Source organism: Algoriphagus halophilus, from assembly GCF_900129785.1.
GTDB classification, from domain to species: Bacteria; Bacteroidota; Bacteroidia; order Cytophagales; family Cyclobacteriaceae; genus Algoriphagus; species Algoriphagus halophilus.
Genome location: NZ_FSRC01000001.1, coordinates 1,747,257 through 1,767,975, shown reverse-complemented (window position 1 = coordinate 1,767,975; position 20,719 = coordinate 1,747,257). Strand labels below are relative to the sequence as shown.

The 20,719-nt window shown below is 39.2% G+C and carries 20 protein-coding genes and 2 tRNA genes; 10 read left to right on the top strand and 12 right to left on the bottom strand.

Annotated features, from left to right (window positions below; genetic code table 11):
• The first annotated feature begins 44 nt into the window (after positions 1-44).
• Both BUR11_RS07450 and BUR11_RS07445 read left to right on the top strand, forming a co-directional pair.
• Positions 45-1,037, top strand: a complete 993-nt coding sequence (locus BUR11_RS07450) for a sugar kinase (protein ID WP_074224177.1) — start codon at positions 45-47, stop codon at positions 1,035-1,037.
• Between the two features lies 1 nt (position 1,038).
• Positions 1,039-1,698 carry a beta/alpha barrel domain-containing protein gene (locus BUR11_RS07445; RefSeq protein ID WP_074224175.1) on the top strand — a complete coding sequence of 220 codons (660 nt, stop codon included), beginning with the start codon at positions 1,039-1,041 and terminating at the stop codon, positions 1,696-1,698.
• Between the two features lie 32 nt (positions 1,699-1,730).
• Here the strand turns inward: BUR11_RS07445 and BUR11_RS07440 are convergent, their stop codons facing one another.
• Complete coding sequence (locus BUR11_RS07440; protein WP_074224174.1) at positions 1,731-2,366, bottom strand: peroxiredoxin; 636 nt, start codon at positions 2,364-2,366, stop codon at positions 1,731-1,733.
• Between the two features lie 269 nt (positions 2,367-2,635).
• Between BUR11_RS07440 and BUR11_RS07435 the strand changes: the two genes are divergently transcribed.
• Genes BUR11_RS07435 through BUR11_RS07420 form a run of 4 tightly spaced genes read left to right on the top strand, consistent with a single transcriptional unit; the run spans position 2,636 to position 5,672 of the window.
• On the top strand, positions 2,636-3,244 hold the full coding sequence (locus BUR11_RS07435) for a TIGR04282 family arsenosugar biosynthesis glycosyltransferase (RefSeq protein WP_074224172.1): 609 nt from the start codon (positions 2,636-2,638) through the stop codon (positions 3,242-3,244).
• A 26-nt stretch (positions 3,245-3,270) separates the two neighbouring features.
• Positions 3,271-3,894, top strand: coding sequence for a DUF6134 family protein (locus BUR11_RS07430; protein WP_074224171.1), 624 nt, complete (start codon positions 3,271-3,273; stop codon positions 3,892-3,894).
• A complete protein-coding gene (locus tag BUR11_RS07425; protein WP_074224170.1) occupies positions 3,887-4,597 on the top strand; it encodes a TIGR04283 family arsenosugar biosynthesis glycosyltransferase in 711 nt (236 codons plus the stop codon). Before BUR11_RS07430 ends, BUR11_RS07425 begins: the two co-directional genes overlap by 8 nt.
• A gap of 13 nt (positions 4,598-4,610) precedes the next feature.
• Complete coding sequence (locus BUR11_RS07420; protein ID WP_074224168.1) at positions 4,611-5,672, top strand: VOC family protein; 1,062 nt, start codon at positions 4,611-4,613, stop codon at positions 5,670-5,672.
• On the opposite strand, the gene gap is transcribed toward BUR11_RS07420, so the two are convergent.
• Entirely contained in the window at positions 5,673-6,683 is a 1,011-nt protein-coding gene (gene gap, locus BUR11_RS07415; protein WP_074224167.1) for a type I glyceraldehyde-3-phosphate dehydrogenase, read from the bottom strand.
• 191 nt (positions 6,684-6,874) lie between these two features.
• Between gap and BUR11_RS07410 the strand changes: the two genes are divergently transcribed.
• From BUR11_RS07410 to BUR11_RS07400, 3 genes are all read left to right on the top strand, one after another.
• Positions 6,875-6,946, top strand: a tRNA-Glu gene (locus BUR11_RS07410).
• A 54-nt stretch (positions 6,947-7,000) separates the two neighbouring features.
• A tRNA-Glu gene (locus BUR11_RS07405) sits at positions 7,001-7,072 on the top strand.
• Between the two features lie 196 nt (positions 7,073-7,268).
• Positions 7,269-10,670 carry a HEAT repeat domain-containing protein gene (locus BUR11_RS07400; protein ID WP_074225165.1) on the top strand — a complete coding sequence of 1,134 codons (3,402 nt, stop codon included), beginning with the start codon at positions 7,269-7,271 and terminating at the stop codon, positions 10,668-10,670.
• 227 nt (positions 10,671-10,897) lie between these two features.
• Here the strand turns inward: BUR11_RS07400 and BUR11_RS07395 are convergent, their stop codons facing one another.
• The 10 genes from BUR11_RS07395 to pdeM form a co-directional block, all read right to left on the bottom strand.
• On the bottom strand, positions 10,898-13,864 hold the full coding sequence (locus tag BUR11_RS07395; protein WP_074224166.1) for a TonB-dependent receptor: 2,967 nt from the start codon (positions 13,862-13,864) through the stop codon (positions 10,898-10,900).
• 323 nt (positions 13,865-14,187) lie between these two features.
• Complete coding sequence (gene gldC, locus BUR11_RS07390) at positions 14,188-14,529, bottom strand: gliding motility protein GldC (protein WP_074224164.1); 342 nt, start codon at positions 14,527-14,529, stop codon at positions 14,188-14,190.
• Positions 14,530-14,592: 63 nt separating this feature from the next.
• Positions 14,593-15,249 (bottom strand): CoA transferase subunit B, encoded by a 657-nt coding sequence (locus tag BUR11_RS07385; protein WP_074224163.1) that lies wholly within the window; start codon positions 15,247-15,249, stop codon positions 14,593-14,595.
• An 11-nt stretch (positions 15,250-15,260) separates the two neighbouring features.
• Positions 15,261-15,956, bottom strand: coding sequence for a CoA transferase subunit A (locus BUR11_RS07380; protein ID WP_074224162.1), 696 nt, complete (start codon positions 15,954-15,956; stop codon positions 15,261-15,263).
• A 10-nt stretch (positions 15,957-15,966) separates the two neighbouring features.
• Positions 15,967-16,890: a bifunctional riboflavin kinase/FAD synthetase gene (locus BUR11_RS07375; protein WP_074224161.1), complete on the bottom strand. Its 924-nt coding sequence runs from the start codon at positions 16,888-16,890 to the stop codon at positions 15,967-15,969.
• Positions 16,891-16,905: 15 nt separating this feature from the next.
• On the bottom strand, positions 16,906-17,586 hold the full coding sequence (gene truB / locus BUR11_RS07370) for a tRNA pseudouridine(55) synthase TruB (RefSeq protein WP_074224159.1): 681 nt from the start codon (positions 17,584-17,586) through the stop codon (positions 16,906-16,908).
• 1 nt (position 17,587) lies between these two features.
• On the bottom strand, positions 17,588-18,382 hold the full coding sequence (locus BUR11_RS07365; protein WP_074224158.1) for an undecaprenyl-diphosphate phosphatase: 795 nt from the start codon (positions 18,380-18,382) through the stop codon (positions 17,588-17,590).
• A 2-nt stretch (positions 18,383-18,384) separates the two neighbouring features.
• The gene (locus BUR11_RS07360) at positions 18,385-18,594 is read right to left on the bottom strand and encodes a DUF3098 domain-containing protein (protein ID WP_074224157.1); all 210 of its coding nucleotides are present in this window, start codon (positions 18,592-18,594) and stop codon (positions 18,385-18,387) included.
• A gap of 1 nt (position 18,595) precedes the next feature.
• Positions 18,596-19,486, bottom strand: coding sequence for a cell division protein FtsX (locus tag BUR11_RS07355; RefSeq protein ID WP_074224156.1), 891 nt, complete (start codon positions 19,484-19,486; stop codon positions 18,596-18,598).
• A gap of 55 nt (positions 19,487-19,541) precedes the next feature.
• The gene (pdeM, locus tag BUR11_RS07350) at positions 19,542-20,192 is read right to left on the bottom strand and encodes a ligase-associated DNA damage response endonuclease PdeM (protein ID WP_234982119.1); all 651 of its coding nucleotides are present in this window, start codon (positions 20,190-20,192) and stop codon (positions 19,542-19,544) included.
• Between the two features lie 80 nt (positions 20,193-20,272).
• Here pdeM and BUR11_RS07345 point away from each other — a divergent pair, with 80 nt between their 5' ends.
• Positions 20,273-20,716, top strand: a complete 444-nt coding sequence (locus BUR11_RS07345) for a DUF2147 domain-containing protein (protein WP_074224153.1) — start codon at positions 20,273-20,275, stop codon at positions 20,714-20,716.
• Positions 20,717-20,719: the final 3 nt, after the last annotated feature.

Sequence of the window (20,719 nt, the reverse complement as noted above, 5' to 3'; positions counted from 1 at the left end):
TAACTTAGTTTCCAACAATGAAATTATAGAAAATTAATTCTTCAATGAAAAAAATTGTTTCTCTAGGCGAGGTAATGCTTCGTCTTTCACCGCCCTCTAGTCAGCGGTTTTTTCAGGCACACCAGTTAGACCTGGAATTTGGAGGTTCAGAGGCAAATGTTGGAGCTGCTTTAGCATTCTGGGGACATCACGTCATTCATCTTACTGCATTTCCAGATCATGAAATAGGTTTAGCTGCAGCTGCTAATCTAAGACGTTGTGGGATTGATACTTCATTTATCCAATTTACCGAAGGAAGGATAGGCGTTTACTTTTTAGAACAGGGAGCCATGCAGCGAAGCTCTAAAATAATCTATGATCGAGCAGACTCTGTCTTTACTAAAGTCGATTCAAGCAAATTTAATTGGGATAGTATCCTGAAAGATGCGGATGCGTTGCATTGGTCGGGAATTACTCCAGCCTTGTCTCAAGAATGTGCGGATTTTACTTTACGAGCTTTAGAAGAGGCAAATAAGCGAAACATCACGGTATTTGGAGATTTGAACTATAGAAGCAATCTCTGGAATTATGGAAAAAAGCCTCATGAAATGATGCCGGAATTGATGGCGTTTACCAATGTGATGATTGCAGGAACCCGTGACTTCAATAATTGTCTTGATGAAAATTATGGAGGATTTGAGGCAGCAAAATCTGATCTATTCAAAAAATTTAAAAACCTGAAATATATTGCGAATACCAAAAGAGAGTCTTTGAGTTCTTCACACAATAGAATTTCAGCTAAAATCTATTCGCATGATCAAACCTTTTCTTCTAAGGAATATGATTTACCTCAGATCGTGGACAGAGTAGGTACTGGTGATGCATTTGCAGGAGGGTTAATCCATGGATTATTAACCCATGATCCAATGCAAGCCATAGAATTTGGAATGGCTGCAGGTGCATTGAAACACAGTGTGCCAGGTGATGTGCTTTTATGTTCAGAAGCCGAAATTCAGGAATTAGTAGTTGGAGAGTCCATTGGAAAAATTAAACGATAATATGAGAAACCCGAGTCCTTTTATTAAAAGAATGTATGCTGCAGGTGTCATGCCGATATTTTTCACACCTGATGAAACAAAATGCCTTCAGATGCTGGAAGTAGCCTATGAAGGTGGAATCAGAGTAATTGAAATGGTGGACCGTGGAGCTGAGGCAAAATCAATTTTCCCTGCTCTTAGAAAAGCTGCTGATCAAATGCCTGGACTAAGTTTAGGTGTAGGAACTATCTACGAACCAAAACAAGCTGAAGTATTTCTGGATATGGGAGCTGAATTTATTGTCGCCCCGGTAATGAACCCTAAACTGGGCGAGTTTTGTAAGAATTTGGATATCCCATGGATTCCGGGATGTGGCACAGTTTCCGAAGTGTATTTTGCGCAGGAGCTAGGAGCAGAGCTGGTGAAAATATATCCCGCAAATATACTCGGGACCGATTTTGTGAAGGCAGTTCATGCAGTGTTGCCAAAAATTGAATTAATACCTACAGGGGGAGTGGAACCTACTGCCGAAAGCTTAAAGTCCTGGTTTGATGCTGGGGTCTGCTGTGTAGGAATGGGGTCTCAATTGTTTAGAAAAGATTTGGTTCAAAAAGGAGATTTTGATCAAATCAAAAAAATGATTCAGTTTACCACAGGATTAATTGATACCATTAGATCATAAAAAAAGGGGGATTTAACATCCCCCTTTTTTGCTTATAAATCCGGTTGAGGCGTGGTTCTCAAATAAGGTTTAATCACTTTGTGTCCTTTAGGAAATTTAGCTGGAATATCCTCATTTTTTATTGCCGGTGCGATTACTACATCTTCTCCTTGTTTCCAGTTCGCTGGTGTGGCAACGGAATAGTTCGCCGTTAATTGAAGGGAATCAATCACGCGCAAGAGTTCATCAAAATTCCTTCCAGTACTTGCGGGGTAGGTGATGATCAATTTGATTTTTTTATCGTCCCCAATCACAAAAACAGATCTCACCGTGAAATTCTCATTGGAATTTGGATGAATCATATCGTAAAGGGTAGAAATCTTTTTGTCTTCATCAGCGATGATCGGAAAATTGACTTCCGTATGTTGCGTCTCATTGATATCAGAGATCCATCCTTTATGGCTTTCTAACCCATCGACACTTAAAGCCATCACCTTAGTATTTCTCTTTTCAAACTCATTTTTAAGCTTTGCTACTGTGCCTAATTCCGTCGTACATACTGGAGTATAATCAGCTGGGTGAGAAAATAAAATCCCCCAACCATCTCCCAGATACTCATAAAAATCGATTGTTCCTTCAGATGTTTCCGCGGTAAAATTTGGTGCAACATCTCCTAGTCGTAATGCCATTTTGAAAATAATTTAAGCTATTGAAAATTGATTTAATCTTAAAACGTCTCACAAAATAGTTACGTTCACCTAATTGAATTTTTATTTGAAAATAGGTTCTATGCATCCGATATCCCCATTCAAAACGTAGTTAATAAGGGGGTTGAATAAGAACAATTCCGGAACCAAAACTTTGGAATTGTTAAGAATTAATAATTAGAACATATCTTTCGGGTCCTTGGTTATCTAGTATATAAGTTTGAATGGGCTGGAGGATTTAATTTGATTTGATGGAAAAAGGAATAATAATATTTCAAAAGAATTTAATAGCTGGTAAAGTAAAGTCCCGTATCGCTGAAATGGTTGGGGACCAAGAAGCATTGGAAATTTACCGGGTATTGGTGGATTATACGCACCAACAAGTAGAACATTTGGCATGCAACAAGTTGTTGTATTATTCAGATTATGAGGAGAACAATCACCAGACTGGTAAGGATTACCAACTTTTTATTCAGTCTTCTGGTGATTTAGGGCAAAAAATGGGGGATGCTTTCAAAGATCAATTTGAAAATGGTTTTGATTGTCTATTAATTATTGGAACGGATTGTGCTGAAATTACCCAAGATATTATTGAGAAGGCCTTTGAAAAGCTGGAAAATTCAGACGTAGTGATTGGCCCTGCCAAAGATGGGGGCTATTATCTTTTAGGTATGAAGCGTTTTATTTCAGGACTATTTTACGATATTCCCTGGAGCAGTCCAGAAGTTTTCAAGCAAACATCCGACTATCTAACTACTCATCATATTTCTTTTGATTTATTGCCAACGCTTTCTGACGTAGATTATTTAGAAGATTGGATGAAAGTAAAAGAAAGACTTTTGCACCCTCAGTCAAAATAACCAGTTAAACCCTTTTGTTCTTAAGAATGCCGTTCAATCTCACATTTTCTAAAGCATATATATCACTGCTATTATTCCTATTCCTTTCATCTTCCGTATGGGGACAGGAATCGACTATCAGTCAAAACTATGATATTGTGGTCGCAGGTTTCCGAATTGGAGGTATGACAGCCCAAAAGATTGAAAGTCCAAATGAGACAAAATTTGAGATCAACAGCCTGGTAGATTTCTGGTTTTTTGGAAGAGTTCATGTAGATTTTCTACAAAAAGCAGATTACATAGATGGTCAGCTTCATAACGCATCGACCGTCTCCAATTCGAATCGCGGTAATTTCCAAACTAACGTTAGCTGGAACAATGACCATTATGTGGTAGATGCGAATACCTATAAATATGAAAATAAAGAGCCGGTCAACCAGCCGATTTATTCCAGTCCTGCAAGGCTTTATTTTGAGGAACCTAATGATGGTGATATTCTTCTGTCAGAGAATTTTGGATTAATAACTACTGTGGTCGAGGATGAACCAGGGGTCTATTCCCTAGAAGTAAATGGGAATACTAATACCTTCTACTATGAAGACGGAATACTACAAAAAGTGGTATTGGAGAACTCCATCAAAAATTACGTGATCAGAAGATCTGATGATTGAGGAAGAAAGCATTTCGGTCATTATCCCAACATACAATGAGTCAGGTAACTTAAAAGAACTCATTCCATTAATCAAAGCCGAAAAGGATCCAAAGATTTTAGAAATTATTGTAGTAGATGCTCAGAGTTCAGATCAGACAAAACAAGTGGCTGAGAATTTTGGTGTAAAATTTTTTCACTCAGAAAGACGATCTAGGGCTTATCAGATGAATTTAGGAGCAAGACATGCCATTGGTTCTATTTTTTATTTTGTACATGCTGACACTCGACCGATCAAAGGATTTGCTCAGGATATTTATAAAAATTTTTTGAACAGTAAACTTGCTGGTTGTTACCGATATAGTTTCGATAAGACTCAATTTTTACTAAAAATTAATGCTTGGTTTACGCGTTTTAATGGAATTTTTGCTGGAGGTGGAGATCAAACCCTTTATATTACACGCAGTCTTTTTGAGAAATTGGAAGGATTCAATGAAAAATATACCATTATGGAGGATTTTGAGCTCATCAGGAGGATCAGAAAAATCTCCAGTTTCCATATTATCCCAAAAGAAGTAATCGTTTCTGCGAGGAAATATGAGGATAATGGGTGGCTAAGAGTTCAATTTGCAAATTTGCTTGCATTCACACTTTTTTTATTGAATTCAAATCCAAAATCAATCAAAAGTCTATATTGTATTTTATTAAAAAAACAGAATACTTAGTAATTAGATCGGAATGAACAAAGCAACCATTAATGGCATTCAGCAAGTAGGAATTGGAGTAAAGGATGCTAATGAAGCATGGAAGTGGTATCGAAAAATTTTTAAAATGGATGTTCCGATTTTCCAAGACAGTGCCGAAGCAGCTTTGATGACTCGTTATACGGCAGGGAAAGTTGAAAAAAGGCATGCCATTCTTGCTATGAATATGCAAGGGGGAGGCGGTTTTGAAATCTGGCAATTTACATCCAGGACTCCTACTGGCCCGGCTAAGAAAATATCCTGGGGTGATTTGGGGATTCTTGCTGTAAAAATCAGATGTAAAGACATCCAAGAAACCTATGACTTTATGAAGTCTGAAGGGGTCCACTTACTTGGTACTCCAAGCAAAAACCCCATAGGCGTATGGCATTTTTATTTAAAAGATCCCTATGACAATGTTTTTGAGATAGAAGAAAACCAATCTTGGTTCAGCAAAAATAAAGATTTAACCGGGGGCGTGTCCGGAGTGGTGATCGGAGTAACTGACATAGAAAAGTCTGTTCCACTATACCAGTGTATTTACCAGCATTCTGAGGTATTGTTTAACGGAACAAAAGAGTGGGAAGACTTTGCTCCCTTAACAGAAGAACAAGAGTCTTTTTCCAGGGTAATTTTAAGGAGCTCAGAAAATAGAACAGGGGCCTTTGGTAAATTACTTTGTCAAACTACTGTAGAACTGATTTCTGTCAATAATTCAGCTCGGGAAAAGATCTATAAAGGAAGGTTATGGGGAGATTTAGGCTTCATTCATGTTTGTTTTGATGTCAACGGAATGAAAACCCTTCGTGCCAACCTTACTGATTCAGGATTTCCTTTTACGGTAGATAGTAATAATGGCTTTGATATGGGCAAAGCTGCAGGACATTTTGCCTACATAGAAGATCCTGATGGAACATTGGTAGAGATGGTAGAAACCCATAAAATCCCAATTATGGAAAAATGGGGATGGTACCTGGATCTTAAAAAGCGAAAGCAAGGGAAAACACTTCCTAATTTTATTGTGAAAATGCTTTCCCTTAATAGAGTCAAATCCTGATTAGGATTTTGTGATTTTCATCGTCAAGTTGAGTAGCCTATTTGCATATCCTGCTTCATTGTCATACCAACCTACTACTTTGACCATGGTTCCTTTGGCTGAGGTTAATTCAGAGTCTATGATGCAGGAATGGGGATTACCTATGATGTCCATGGATACAATCGGGCTATCCTCTACTTCTAAGAAGCCTTTTAGATAAGAATTACTAGCAGTTTTGAATGCCAGGTTGACTTGAGCTTCCGTTACTTCCTGCTGTAATTCCACGATAAGATCAGTCAAAGAGCCATCTGGAACAGGAACCCGCATCGCTGAAGCTTCTACTTTTCCTGCAAGCTTGGGTAGCACAATATCCAGGGCCTTACCCGCATTTGTGGTGGTAGGAATAATGGAATATGCTGCCGCCCTGGCCCGTCTTAAATCCCGGTGTGGAGCATCATGAAGATTTTGATCGTTGGTGTAAGAGTGGACAGTGGAAGCAAAACCCTTCACCAATCCAAACTGCTCGTCCAAAACCTTCACCATAGGAGCGAGGCAATTGGTAGTACAAGAAGCATTGGAAATGATGCGTTCTTCTCCGGTAAGAATTTCGTCATTCACTCCCAATACCACCATTTTGATACTTGGGTCTTGAGAGGGGGCTGAGATAATTACTTTTTCCGCTCCTGCGTTTAAATGTTTTTCCGCTCCAGCTCGATCTGTGAACCTACCTGTACATTCCAGGACCAAATCAATACCCAATTCTTTCCAAGGCAGTTTTGCTGGATCACATTGTCCAAACAATTGGATAGGGTTGCCATTTACCATTAAATGGTCTTGCTCTAAAGATATGGAAGCGTTTAATTTCCCATGAACTGAGTCATATTTCAACAAATGCGCAATCGCTTGTGGATCTGCTAAATCATTAATAGCGACTAGTTGGAGGGATTTGTTTTCTAAAATTAATTTGGCCGTGTATCTGCCTATTCTGCCAAAACCATTGATGGCAATTTTTTTTCCAGAAGATGGGTTCATGGATCTGATTTGAAATTAAACCTAAAATTAGTCAAAAGACTGTAATCCCCTCGAAGAAAAATTTTATTCCTTTTAACTCAGGATTTTAGCAAAAAACCAAAGAAATTTTGGAGGGGGAATTGGGATTATAAAATGAACCTTCTATATTTGCAAAACCATTTCGGAAAGCAGGTATTTCAGCAGTCAAAAATGGTCCGTTCGTCTAGGGGTTAGGACGCATCCCTTTCACGGATGAAACACGGGTTCGATTCCCGTACGGACTACAAACAGTTGAAAACCAACAAGTTAACAGCTGTTCTTGAAATACCTTGCTGAATGGTCCGTTCGTCTAGGGGTTAGGACGCATCCCTTTCACGGATGAAACACGGGTTCGATTCCCGTACGGACTACTAAGACCAAAAGCTCAATCCCCGCATGGTCTAATCCCATTTTTGTTTTATGGTTGTTAGTGGTTAAAGTGAATTAAAATCCCGGTCTATGATCGGGATTTTTGTTTTTATAAGGATCATTTTTTGAACGGAGATGCTAGCTCATTGATTTTCCTTATTTTGTGGCATTGTTCAAATTTTAATGCCTCAACCCAAGATGAAAAATACCTATGCCAAATACCTATTGGCGGCTGCTATTCCTGGTTTTTTTGCATGTCAAGGAGAAAAAATAGACTTGCGCGAAAAAACACTCACGAAAGAAGAAATAGCGGACATGGCCCAAGCGGCTGAAACACAAATTAGTCCCACCCTTGCCGAAGGACTGGAGCTCAAACTATGGGCAGTAGATTCACTGGTGTATGACCCTATTTCCATTCAAGTTACAGATGATGGTAGTTTGTACTACACTCGAACCAACCGTCAGAAAAACTCCGAATTTGACATTAGGGGGCATCAAGACTGGGAAATCGAATCGATCAGTCTACAAACTATAGAGGAGAAAAGATCCTTTTTACAAAAGACCTTGTCCCCAGAGATGTCGGATAAAAACACCTGGCTTGCCGATGTCAATGGGGACGGATCCCATGACTGGCGGGACATGACAGTGGAGCGCGAGGAGCTATATAGGTTAGAAGATAAGGATGGAGATGGTTTCGCCGATTATTCCCAAATGATGGTCCAAGATTTCAACGATGTAACGACAGATGTTGCAGGTGCTTTATTGAAATTGGAAGACAACTTATTTATTGGAGTAGGACCAGACTTATGGAGACTTTCCGATACCAATAACGATGGCATCATGGATGAGAAAGAGTCTATTTCCCATGGATACGGAATCCACATCGGATTTGGAGGACATGGGATGTCAGGGCTTGAATTAGGTCCTGATGGAAGAATTTATTGGGGAATCGGTGACATTGGATTCAATGGAAAAGGTCCAGATGGGAAAGAGTGGAAATACCCCAACAGGGGGGTGATTGCTAGAGCCAATCCTGATGGAAGTGATTTTGAAATCTTCGCCATGGGAGTGAGAAACACCCATGAGTTTACATTTGATCAATACAATAACCTGATCTCCGTGGACAATGACGGGGATCATGGTGGAGAAAGCGAACGTTTGGTTTACTTGGTAAATGGATCTGATACCGGTTGGAGAACCAACTGGCAATTTGGAAAATACCGCGATCCGGAAAACAATACCTATAAGGTATGGATGGATGAAAAGTTGTATTTACCAAGACACGAAGGCCAGGCAGCTTATATCACTCCACCGATTCAAAATTATATCAACGGACCTACCGGGATGGTATTTAATCCAGGTACTGCTTTAGCAGATAAATGGAAGAACACATTTTTTGTAGCTTCTTTTGTTGGAAATCCGACGGCTTCGGGAATACATGCTTTTAAACTGGAGCCAGATGGAGCCTCTTTTAAAATGTCCCAGACTGAAAAAGTGATGGGGGGAGTATTGGCCACTGGACTTGATTTTGGTCCGGATGGATCCCTATACTTTGCGGATTGGATACAGGGTTGGAATACCAAGAATTATGGAAGAGTTTGGAAACTGGATGATCCATCCGGAAAAAATTGGGAAGCTAGAAAGATCACTGCCCAGGTAATCAACACTGATTTTAAAACCCTCACTGATGAAGCATTAGGAGAATATTTGGGTGATGAGGACATGAGAATAAGGAGAAAAGCCCAGTTTGAATTAGCTAAAAGAGGGGAGAAAGGCTTCCAGATATTTGAAGCAGGTATCAATCAAAAAAACAATCAGCTTGCCAGAATCCATGCCATTGTAGGCATCAGCCAGCTGGCTAGAATGGATAAAATGGATTATGCGGAGTCTTTAGTTGCTTTATTACAGGATTCAGATCCTGAAATCAGAGCCCAGGCAGCAAAATGGATAGGAGATATTAAGTATAAAGAGGCTGGAAATGCCTTGATGCCTTTGTTGAGTGATTCAGAAATCAGAGTCCGGTTCTTTGCTTCAGAAGCTTTGGGAAGAATAGCCTATGAACCTGCAATTGACGGATTGATCAATGTATTAAAGGAAAATAATGACGAGGATGCCTTTTTAAGGCATGCTGCGAGCTTGGCTTTGGCAAGAATCAATAAGAAAGAGCCATTGATCGCTTTGGCCTCCAATCCATCTCCCGCTGTTCGTTTGGGAGCAGTTTTGGCATTGAGAAGAATGGCCGAACCAGGCATCACGGCTTTCCTTTCGGATTCCGATGAATACATCGTTACAGAAGTTGCCAGAGCCATCAATGATGATTTTTCTATTGAGCCAGCACTTCCTGCCTTGGGCGATTTATTAGTGACTACTTCCTTTCAAAATGAGCCATTGATCAGAAGAGCCATTGGGGCAAACCTTCGTGTGGGAACTGAGAAATCCCTTGAAAATTTAAAAACGTATATCGCTAAGCCTGGAATCAATCCGGTATTGAAAGCTGAGGCTATTGCTACCATTGGTACTTGGGCAAAGCCATCCGTTTTGGATAGAGTAGATGGAAGAAACCGTGGAGCGGTTGAGAGAGATTTAGCACCTATTCAAGCCTCTGTAAGTAACTCATTAATAAAATTACTTACTGACCGAAGTGATTTGATCAGAGTTGAGACAGTAAGGTCCATTGGGAAATTGAAAATTTCGGAAGCGGAGCCTAATCTTATCACAATTCTAAAAAATGATCCGGTAGATCCTGTTCGTGTTGAAGCCATCCTCGCACTTGCCAAAGTGAGCCCAGACAATATATCTGGTCCTATAGAAATAGCGATGAATGATAAATCCAAAGCAGTAAGGGTCGTTGGATTGGACTTATTAACTAAAACAGATATCTCTGAGGATTTAATGGAAAACCTATTAAAAGACGTCATTCAAAATAGGACCATTGAAGAAAGACAAGCTGCATTACTTAGTTTGGGAAATCTTCCAAATTCGGCCAATCTTGAAATCTGGAATTCTTTATTAGAAGATTTGAAAGCCAATAAACTTCCAAATGAGGTGATGATTGAGTTGGAAGAAGCCATCGCGGAGACAGGTTCAGAAGAGCTAAAGTCCAAATACGATCAAATTCAACAGGAAAGAACCGGGGGAGATCTTGTTGCACTTTATAGCGGTGCCCTGGAAGGTGGAAGCGTACGAGCAGGTCGTAGGATTTTCTTCCAAAATCAAACTGCTCAATGTATACGATGTCATGGATACGATGACATGGGGGGAACTGCAGGTCCTCATCTAAATGGAGTTGCCAATAGACTTTCCAGAACACAAATTCTTGAAGCTTTAATTGAACCTAGCAAGCGACTTGCTCCAGGTTATGGATTTGTTCAGCTTACATTGAAGGATGGTAGTGCAGTCAATGGTACTTTGATGGAAGAAACAGAAGAAGGATTGGTAATTAAAGAAGCCTCTAAACCAGAGCGATTAATTCCTAATGCTGAAATTTCGGAGCGAAAGAATTCTCCTTCCAGTATGCCGGATATGAAAGCCATTTTGAGCAAAAGAGAAATCAGGGATTTAGTAAGCTTCGTGAGTACGATGACAAAAGAGTGGGAGTAATCCGCTCGATTGAATTTAGAGTAAAAGAAAAGGAGGCAGATTCTGCCTCCTTTCCTATTTAGTCGCTTAATTATCAGTGTTTATTCCCGATCAAAAAGTACGTTTCACATTTCAACTTTGCTCGATATGGCAAGAGGAAGGCTTCACAATCAAAACTTGGCGTACTACTCGAATAGGCTCTTCTACTTTGATTTTGAACCAACTCCCTTAGTTGATTTGTGTCTTTATTAATTCAAGAATTCATCAAATGTCAAGCTTACGAAATACATGGTTCCAATGGTTGGATTTCCCCAAGCTTGCGTATATCCATTACTAAACAAGTTGGAACCACCTACTTTTAGGATCGATTTGATGCTTTTCAGCTTATAGCTTATTTGAGCATCCAAAGCACCATAGGCAGGCACCACAGATAGTTGTTGGCTTGAAACAGGAGCATTTACAAATGAAGATTGCCAAGCAAACTCTCCTTGCCATCTATAAGAGATAGCAAATCCCAAATTGTCAACTACCTCTCTGTTTCCAAAATTAAGCACATATCTATACTCTGGAGTGTTAAAGCTTGGTTGGAAGCCAGTCTCTGCCAATTCCTCTAAATTGGATAGGGTATTGTAAGACACGTTACCTCCAATGGTGTAGCCTTTAGGAAGTTTGTAATCCAAACTTGCTGCCCATCCCCAAGATTCAATAATCTCGGTTCTATTTACTGGAAGCCCATAAACATTTCGCGAATTAGGAATCGCTCCGATCAGGTTCAATCCAGTCATAGCATTGGGTCCTGCCAAGCCTGCATCTGTTTTATCTTGGACCAGCACTTGTAAGCCATTGAAGTTTTCGAATCGATTGAAATATGCATAAGCATCCACCAACAAATTATTACCCCAAATCCCTTTATAGCCCACTTCAAAAGACTTGACCCTTTCAGGCTTGAATTCTTTGATCTCATAAGGTTGGAGTTGGTTAATATTGGCATTAGAAGCAAATAAACCTATTGCTTGAATTATTGCTGCAGGGGCATCAGCGGGATCAATGATTCCTTGTTCTATAAGACCTTGAACATACTCTATAGCCTGAGATTGAATTGCTGGATCTTGGGCAGATTGTTGTACAGCAGCACCAAATCTGGTCACGTTCGCCAAGGTATACCCTGGATTGTTATTGAGATTATAACGGTCCGCAAATAAAGGCAGTCCTCCAATCAATCTTGCCTGAGGAGTATTTAAATCTATATACTGATCTTGGTTCGTTGGGATACGGAAACCTGTTTGATAGGAAGCTCTGAAATTATGGTTTCCTACCGTATAGACTCCCGAAATTCTTGGAGACCATTGCCCCGCGAAATTTTCGTTTTTATCGTATCTGGCAGACGCCGTCAATTTGAAATGGTCATTGAAGAATCTTTTGGATCCTTGAATGTATCCACCATATTCATTGATGTTGAATTCATCCCCGTTTTCATCCAATGCGAAAATGGTTCCATTGGAGTTTAAGCTGTAAATTCTATAGTTGGCACCTACTACGAATTCAGCAAACTTGATTTGTTCAGAGAAGTTATACGAACCTTCAAAATGGTAAAGATTACTACTGTCTACAAATCTTGCTCCAACACCATTTTGGTCACCAGGAATTGGCTTCGAGGAAACTTGTTTCAATGCATTTTGGAATTCTGAAGAACCTGGAATATATCTCCCTTGATCAGCAAATGCTCTAGCAGCCAAATGAGCTTGATCGGCAGGGAGGCCAGCACCTACTGCTTGAGCATAAGCACCAACGTATTCTGGAAACCATTGGGTACTGGCTTTCCAAGCTTCATTGATTCCTTGTGCGGCTGTACCAACTGCAAAGGCATCACCAGAGCGTTCTTGGGTAGTATAAGCTCTCAAATACCAGTTAGAAGCTCTTAATTCAGCTTTGTATTGTCCAATAGTAAAGTCTTTCAGAGAATATCTGTCTGCACCAGTATAAACTGTAGTTCCGAAACCAAGATTTCCCTGTAACACGGCTTCAATATTATCATTGATTCGATAATGCAGTGCAGCATTCATCTTGATGGATTTGGTGCCATAATCAGCTAAATCACGCTCTAAATAGCCTGTCCTAGACACAAATGTATTTGGAATTAAAGGTAACGCAGCATCTGGAAGTACACCGGCTGCTACCATTGCTTGAGCAATGGACTGCATATTTACATTGGTTTCATCTCCATAAATATTGACTCCATTATAGGCTGGATTATTTCCAGGGTTCCCTGTTTCAATGGTAGACCCATTCAATAAGGATTGATCTCTAAAGTCATTGGCTTGCCAATCGTCTGCAGTCAAATATTCAAAGTTCACTTTGAAGGCAAACTTATCACTAATGGCTTTTGCATAACGTGCGCTGAAATTATAAAAACCTGTGGTTGGATTGGACCTGTTGCTTTCATTCATAATACCAGTTTTCAGGTTTGCAGAAAGTCCCTGATATAAGAATGGGCTTTTAGAATTCATCAACAATATTCCATTGATGGCATTAGGACCATAAAGTGCTGATGATGCACCTGGAAGTAATTCTACGCTTTCCAGATCCAGTTCGGAAATTCCTACAATGTTACCCACAGAGAAATTCAAACCAGGTGCTTGGTTATCCATTCCATCGATCAATTGTACGGTTCTTACGTTCCCGTTGGCATTGAAACCACGGGTATTGAACGATTTGAATAGGAGAGACTGAGTACTCATTTCTACTCCCTTCATGTTATTGATGGCATCGTAAAAGCTAGCTTGCGGTGCATCTCTAATTGCAATAATGTCCATTTTCTCAACAGATACTGGAGATTGCAATACACTTTCTTCCATTCTGGAAGCAGAAACCACGACTTCCTGACCAAGAATGGATGTTTCTGACATTTGGATGTCTAGATTACTGACACCACCTGTTACTTCGACTTCCTGAGTATTGTAACCTACCATAGAAAATACAAGAGTAAAAGGAGGCTCTTGGTCTACGCTTAGGGAATAGTTACCAGAAAGATCAGATATAGTACCAATTACTTTTCCTTTAACAAGAATGTTGACACCAATCAATGTTTCTTTCGTGTCGGCATCTGTCACCACACCAGAAACCATCGTTTGGGCAAAAACCTGAGTCGTGGCCATGGAAACTAGAAGGAACAGCATTAATACTACCCGCTTTGTATTTGGAGTAGAGTTTATCATATAGTATCTGGGTTTAAATGTTAATAATGAAATAGATAAGGGGATTAAGGGTTAATTTCGCCTGAAATTTAGCTCAAATAGCAAATAAAAAATCGAATAAGTATCTTATTTAATTAAATAGTTTACTTGAAGAAAAGTGGCTTTAGTGGGAACTGAGGCTATTTTTAAAGAAAATTTAAAAAAATATGGATATTCATTAACAATCCTATTTAGGGAAATTCATTTTGTTAAAAAAAACAAAAAAAAATATTTTTTTTATTGATCTACATCAACAAAAAAAGCCCGTTTTTTAAGCGGGCTTTCTAGTTTAAATAATAGAAATTTTACTTTACATTTTTGTTTTCCTCGTTGACATGTCTAACCAATCGGTCACATAGATCTTTGATTTCTTCGGACATGTATTCATCACCGGTACTGTTCAAGATCGTTTGCCCCATACCTCCGAGAATATCAATATAAAATCTCTTCATTTCTACCACGGACATATCTTCAGTCCAAAGATCAATTCTTAGTGTACTTTGATTAAGGTTGTCCCAAATATTCAAACTGATGCTTTTAGTAGATTCCAACCCCTCATTTTCTTTATCTGAAGCATCCCAGGTAATGGCTTTGGGGAGGCTTTTTTCGTCTAGTTCAATTTGAAATTTAATATCTGACTTTTTCATTCTTGGAAATTTTTCTGGTAAACCCTAAGATCTTCCAGAGAGTTCAATTGCTGATGTATTTATTTAGAATACCATTTCTGGCACTTCTCCATTAATTATTAGTTTTCCCGCGGTTTTGGACTCGATTTCTTCTACACTCACTCCAGGAGCACGTTCTTTCAGAATAAATCCTCCTTTAGGATCTACTTCCAAGACCGCTAAATCTGTGACTATTTTCTTTACACAGCGTACTCCTGTAATAGGAAGGGTACAGGTAGGAAGTAATTTAGACTCCCCACTTTTTGAGCAATGCTGCATCGCCACTATGATATTTTCAGCAGAAGCCACCAGATCCATAGCACCTCCCATTCCTTTCACCATTTTACCGGGGATTTTCCAGTTGGCGATGTCTCCATTTTCAGAAACCTCCATTGCTCCAAGAATGGTCAAGTGCACATGTCCTCCTCGAATCATCGCAAAGGATTCAGCTGAATCAAAGAGTACAGATCCTTTGAGCATACTGATGGTTTGCTTTCCTGCATTGATTAAATCCGGGTCTACCTCTTCTTCCTTTGGAAAGGGGCCTATCCCTAAGAGACCATTTTCTGATTGGAGTACAACCTCCATATCGTCTGGAATATAATTGGCTACTAGGGTAGGAATCCCAATTCCTAAATTGATATACTGCCCATTTTTTACCTCCTTGGCAATCCGTTGAGCGATTTGATCTTTACTTAACATGGATTTTGGGTTTAATTGGAAACAGTTCTTTTTTCAATTCGCTTTTCATAATTCTTGCCTTGGAATATACGCTGCACATAAATCCCTGGGCAATGAATCTCATTGGGGTCTAATTCACCTATTTCTACTAATTCTTCTACTTCAGCAATGCAGATCTTCCCTGCTGGAGCCATGATAGGATTAAAATTTCTGGCTGTTCCTTTAAAAATAAGGTTTCCTGCATTATCCCCCTTCCAAGCTTTGATAATCGAGAAGTCAGCTTTAAGTGCACGTTCCATTAGGTATAACTTACCATCAAATTCCCTGGTTTCTTTTCCTTCAGCCACTTCCGTACCGACTCCCGCGGGGGTATAAAAAGCTGGAATCCCTGCTCCTCCAGCACGGACTCTTTCTGCAAGTGTTCCTTGAGGAATAAGGTCTACTTCTAATTCACCCTGCAGTAATTGACGTTCAAATTCTGCGTTTTCACCTACATAGCTGGAAATCATTTTTTTGACCATATGCTTCTTGAGCAGGAGTCCTATTCCAAAATCATCCACTCCCGCATTATTGGAAACAATGGTCAAATTATTTATGTCCAGCTCCAATAGTGCCGAAATACAATTTTCCGGAATTCCGGAAAGTCCGAAACCTCCCATCATCAGCATAGCACCGGAAGGAATATCAGCCACTGCCGCCTTTGCGTCTTTTACTGTTTTATTGATCATAACTTTGGGTTTATAGTAAAGACTTGGCCAATTTCTGATCCATGGCCAATTGATTTTTCAATTCATCAAGATTGTCAAATTTCCGCTCTTCTCGTAAAAACTCCTTCAAATATATCGTGATCTGTTTATCGTAAAGATCCCCAATAAAATCAAATAAATGCGCTTCTACGGTTTTTTTGGTTCCACCCACTGTGGGTCTATTCCCAATATTCAACATGGCTTTGAACAAAGAGCCATTCACCAATGCTTCCACTGCATACACCCCATCTTTGGGAATCAATTTGTAGTCGTTCGGGATGTGGATATTTGCAGTAGGAAAGCCAATGGACCTACCTATTTGTTGTCCTTTAATAACGATCCCATTTAATTCATACGGACGACCAAGGGAACTGGTCGCTCTTTTTACATTTCCAGTTTCTAGGGCGGTTCGGATTTTGGTACTGGAAACACCTATTTCATCTACATCTTGACGGGAAATTTCCTCTAATTCAAAGCCAAATTCCTGATGATGCTCTTTTAAATACTCAAAGCTACCTTCCCTGTTTTTTCCAAATCGATGATCGTACCCAATAACCAACTTGTTGGTATGAATTTTCTCCACCAATACTTTCTCAATAAATTCCCGGGAGCTCAATTGAGAGAATTCCTTCGTAAATGGTATGGTAATCAAGTGGTCGATTCCAAAGTATCTCAATAATTTGGTCTTCTCCTCAAAGGTGCTTAACAGCCTCAAATTATGTTCATCGGGATAAAGGACTAACCTAGGATGAGGCCAAAAAGTAATTAATACAGTTTCCCCTTGTATATTCCTTGCGATTTCACGGATGCGCTTTAAAATCTTTTGATGTCCTAAATGTACTCCATCAAAGGTCCCACTCGTTACTACCGGATTGGGAATATGAGGTATATCACTTAGTCCTTCGTAGATTTTCATCGTTTTATTGTTGAATTATTCAGCGATTTGCCGAGACTTGATTTCTTCAATCAAAAGGGGAAGTTCCTTTGCATCGGACAGTTTAAAATCCCCAATTCTAGTCCTACATAAAGCACTCATATAAGCACCCACTTCTAAGATTTCTCCAAGATCCCGCGCCAAACTTCTAATATAGGTGCCTTTTGAACAGGAGATCCGAAAATCAATTTCTCCAGCCTCAAACCGTGTGATCTCAAATTCTCTAACCTGCACCGATCGAGGTTCCATTTTGACATCTATCCCTTTTCTGGCAGATTCATAAACTCTTTTTCCATCTACTTTGATGGCAGAATGCATAGGAGGGACCTGAAGGATATCACCTGTCAATTGCTTCGCGGCAGATTTTACCTCCTCCAAAGTAATGTGTGCAGGATCTGCTACAGGAATTACAGGTTTCTCTAGATCAAAGGATTCCGTGGTGGAGCCAAGTACAAAGGTTCCCGTGTACTCCTTTTCTTGCCCCATAAATCCTTCAATTTGTTTGGTCATTTTACCAGCACAAACGATCAAAAGACCTGTAGCCAAGGGATCCAAGGTTCCCGCATGTCCCACTTTTTTAATTTTGAGTGCATTTCTGACTTTCTTGACTACATCAAAGGAAGTCCATTCCAATGGCTTATTAATCAAAAAAACTTCTCCGTAGGGTTGCTCTTGCATGCTACAAATATAAACCACTTACAATTGCAATGATACCTGCAATTAAACAGTAAACTGCAAAATAGCTGAGTTTGCTTTTTCTAACCAAAGAAACCATCCAAGTACATGCGAGGATTCCAGAAATAAACGCAGCGAAAAAACCAGCGCTCAAATATCCAATTCCTTCCGTTTCCATGGATAAACCTCCGTCCAAAATATCCTTTGCGATCTTTCCCAAAATCAAAGGGACCACCATCAAAAAGGAGAATCTTGCAGCTTTAGATTTATCTACACCTAAAATAACGGATGCTGAAATTGTTGCTCCAGATCTTGAGATTCCAGGGAGAATAGCAATTGCTTGTGCAATACCTATCTGAAATGCTTTAAAATAAGTAACAGGTTGATTGGTGTTTTTGGCTTTGTCCGCTAAATAGAGTAGTAGTGCAGTCAAGACAAGCATAAATCCTACAAAGACGACACTTCCACCAAATAGGGTTTCCAATTGTTCTTCAAAAGCCAGGCCTACCACGGCTGCTGGGATCATGGATAGAATTATCTTGACCACAAATTGGGTTTCTTCATTCCATTTGAATTTGAACAAACCAATCAGGATCTCTGCAATGTCTCTTCTATATACAATAATGGTACTGAGTGCAGTGGCAAAATGAACTACAATGGTAAACATCAAACCTTCTGCGGGCATTTTACTCTCACCCAATATAGCTTTACCTAGCTCCAAGTGTCCGCTAGATGAAACCGGCAAAAACTCCGTCAATCCTTGAATGATTCCAAGGATGATCGCATCAATAATCTCCATTGTTAATTTTTCTCGGTTTTAGCGAAAATGGCGTAGAATTCAAAAATAAAACCTGAGAGTGTCACGATGGGACCTAGAGTCAAACCAAGAAAGCCATTTCCATGGGGTTCATTGTCTAATCCAATAATGATAAAACCCACTACAATCAACGCAAAGCCTATGGCCATGAGCTGATAATTTTTTTTAGAGAAAGGAAAATGTGATTTGCTCATGTTAATATAATTCGTCTAACGACATGTTTAAATACTTATTTACTGCTCTTAAGGTACTCAATGCAGATAAAACTCCTCCTACAGCTACTAATACTGCAAAGAGCATAAACAGCATTTGTTCATTGTGTAATAGTCCAAAACCTTCAATATTCGCTTGAGTATATTTCACTAAGCCAAATAAAATCATCGATGCAATAGCTCCTGCCAACATCCCAAAAAACCATGCTCTTGCCAGAAATGGTTTTCTGATAAATGCTCGGGTAGCACCTACTAATTGCATGGACCTGATCAGGAATCGTTGGGAAAACAATGCCAAACGAATGGTATTGTTGATCAGCATAATCACCGTGATAATCAAAATGAGGATGAATCCTCCAAGTACTAGGCTGACTTTCAAAAGATTCTTATTGATGGAATCCACCAAATCCGTCATATAGGAAACCTCAAATATTCCTTCGATGGATTGGAGTTCAGAAACGATTGCATCTAGTTGTTCTGATGTTTGGAATTCTTCCGCAATGGTGATGACAAAACTATCTCTTAAAGGATTGTCTTCTAGAAATTTAGTAAAGTCTTCTCCCGTACTTTCTATAAAAGTAGCTGCTGCTTCCTCATCAGATATAAACCGTAATCCTGTGGTATCGCTCTTTTGGAGTAAAAAGGGACGATTTTCTAAATTCTCTTTAATCGAGGCAATTTCCTCCTCTTCTAAATTCTTATCTAAAAACACTTGGACCTCAATATTCTCTCGAATCATGCTAGTCAGTGACTTCGCCTGTATCAGGATCACTCCAAACAGACCAACAATAAAAAGTGAAAGGGTAGTACTAAATAAGACACTTCCAAATTTGAAATGTCCAAGTATTTTTTTCTTCCTAGGTTGGTTTGCCATAGATTTAGTTTTCTCGTCAAAAATAATCAGCCTATCCCTTATAACCAATCGAAAATCAGGAAAGGATTGGAATCACTTTTTCATTTGTAATACCAAAAACCTGATCTGTGGATCTAGGTTTTATCAATGCTAAACCAGTAAACCTTCCAAAAGCAGGAAGAATTAACTGATTTGGCTTATAATAAAAACAAGATAGTCGAATAGACTGTCTTGCTTTCCCCACAAGTCTTATGCCCGGATGAATATGACCGCATAAATTTATTTTCTGTTCTGGAATTACATCCATGGGTTCATGGGAAAGCATCAGGTCTCCTAACTCAATTGGACTTTTATAAACCGTAAAAGCCGATTGGGTATAGAAACTCGAATCTAATATATCGTGATTACCTAATACCAAATGAAAGCTAACCTGAGAGAACCTTCCCAAAAATTGATTTAACACTTCCCATTGTCCATTCCAATCACTATGAAATAAATCACCCAAAAAATACACATGTTGTGGATGATAGCTTTCTATGATGGATTGAAGATTAGCGAGATCTTCCAAGTGTATAGGTTCTGGGATAGGAATTCCTGATTTTCTAAAATGACTCGCTTTCCCAAAATGTAAGTCAGCTATGAAAACGGAGTTCAAAATAGGCACCCATACTGCTTTTTCTTTTAATAAAATAAGTTTAGTTTTCTGGAAGTTTATCTGTGAAATCACTATTTTCAGGGGATATCTTTAGTAGTCATGTAATTAGTAACCAATCTATTTAATATTAGATTATCAAACTGGTCGATTTTATGAAAAAATGTCAACTAGCTTCAGTTTTATTTTTGGTGTTGATCGTTTCTTCATTTAATAGCAATGCGCAATCTGAATCCCCAATTCTTGGTGTTTGGTACAACACTGAAAAAACAGCTCAGATTCAAATCATGAATACGGGGGACCAATACCTTGGGAAAATCATTTGGTTGGATAATCCTCACAAAGATGGGGCTCCTGTTTTAGATAATGCAAATGAAAAGAAAGAATTAAGAAGTCGTCCTATTATGGGCTTGACGATCTTAGAGGGCTTAAAATATGAGGATGGAATATGGAAAAATGGAAGAATCTATGATCCAAATTCAGGAAAAACCTATTCCTGTGAGGTAAAACTCAAAGGAAAAGAAAAATTAGAAGTGAAAGGCTACCTGGGTTTTTCCTGGCTAGGCAAAACGGTAGAATGGACCAAAGTAGAAAAATAAAGG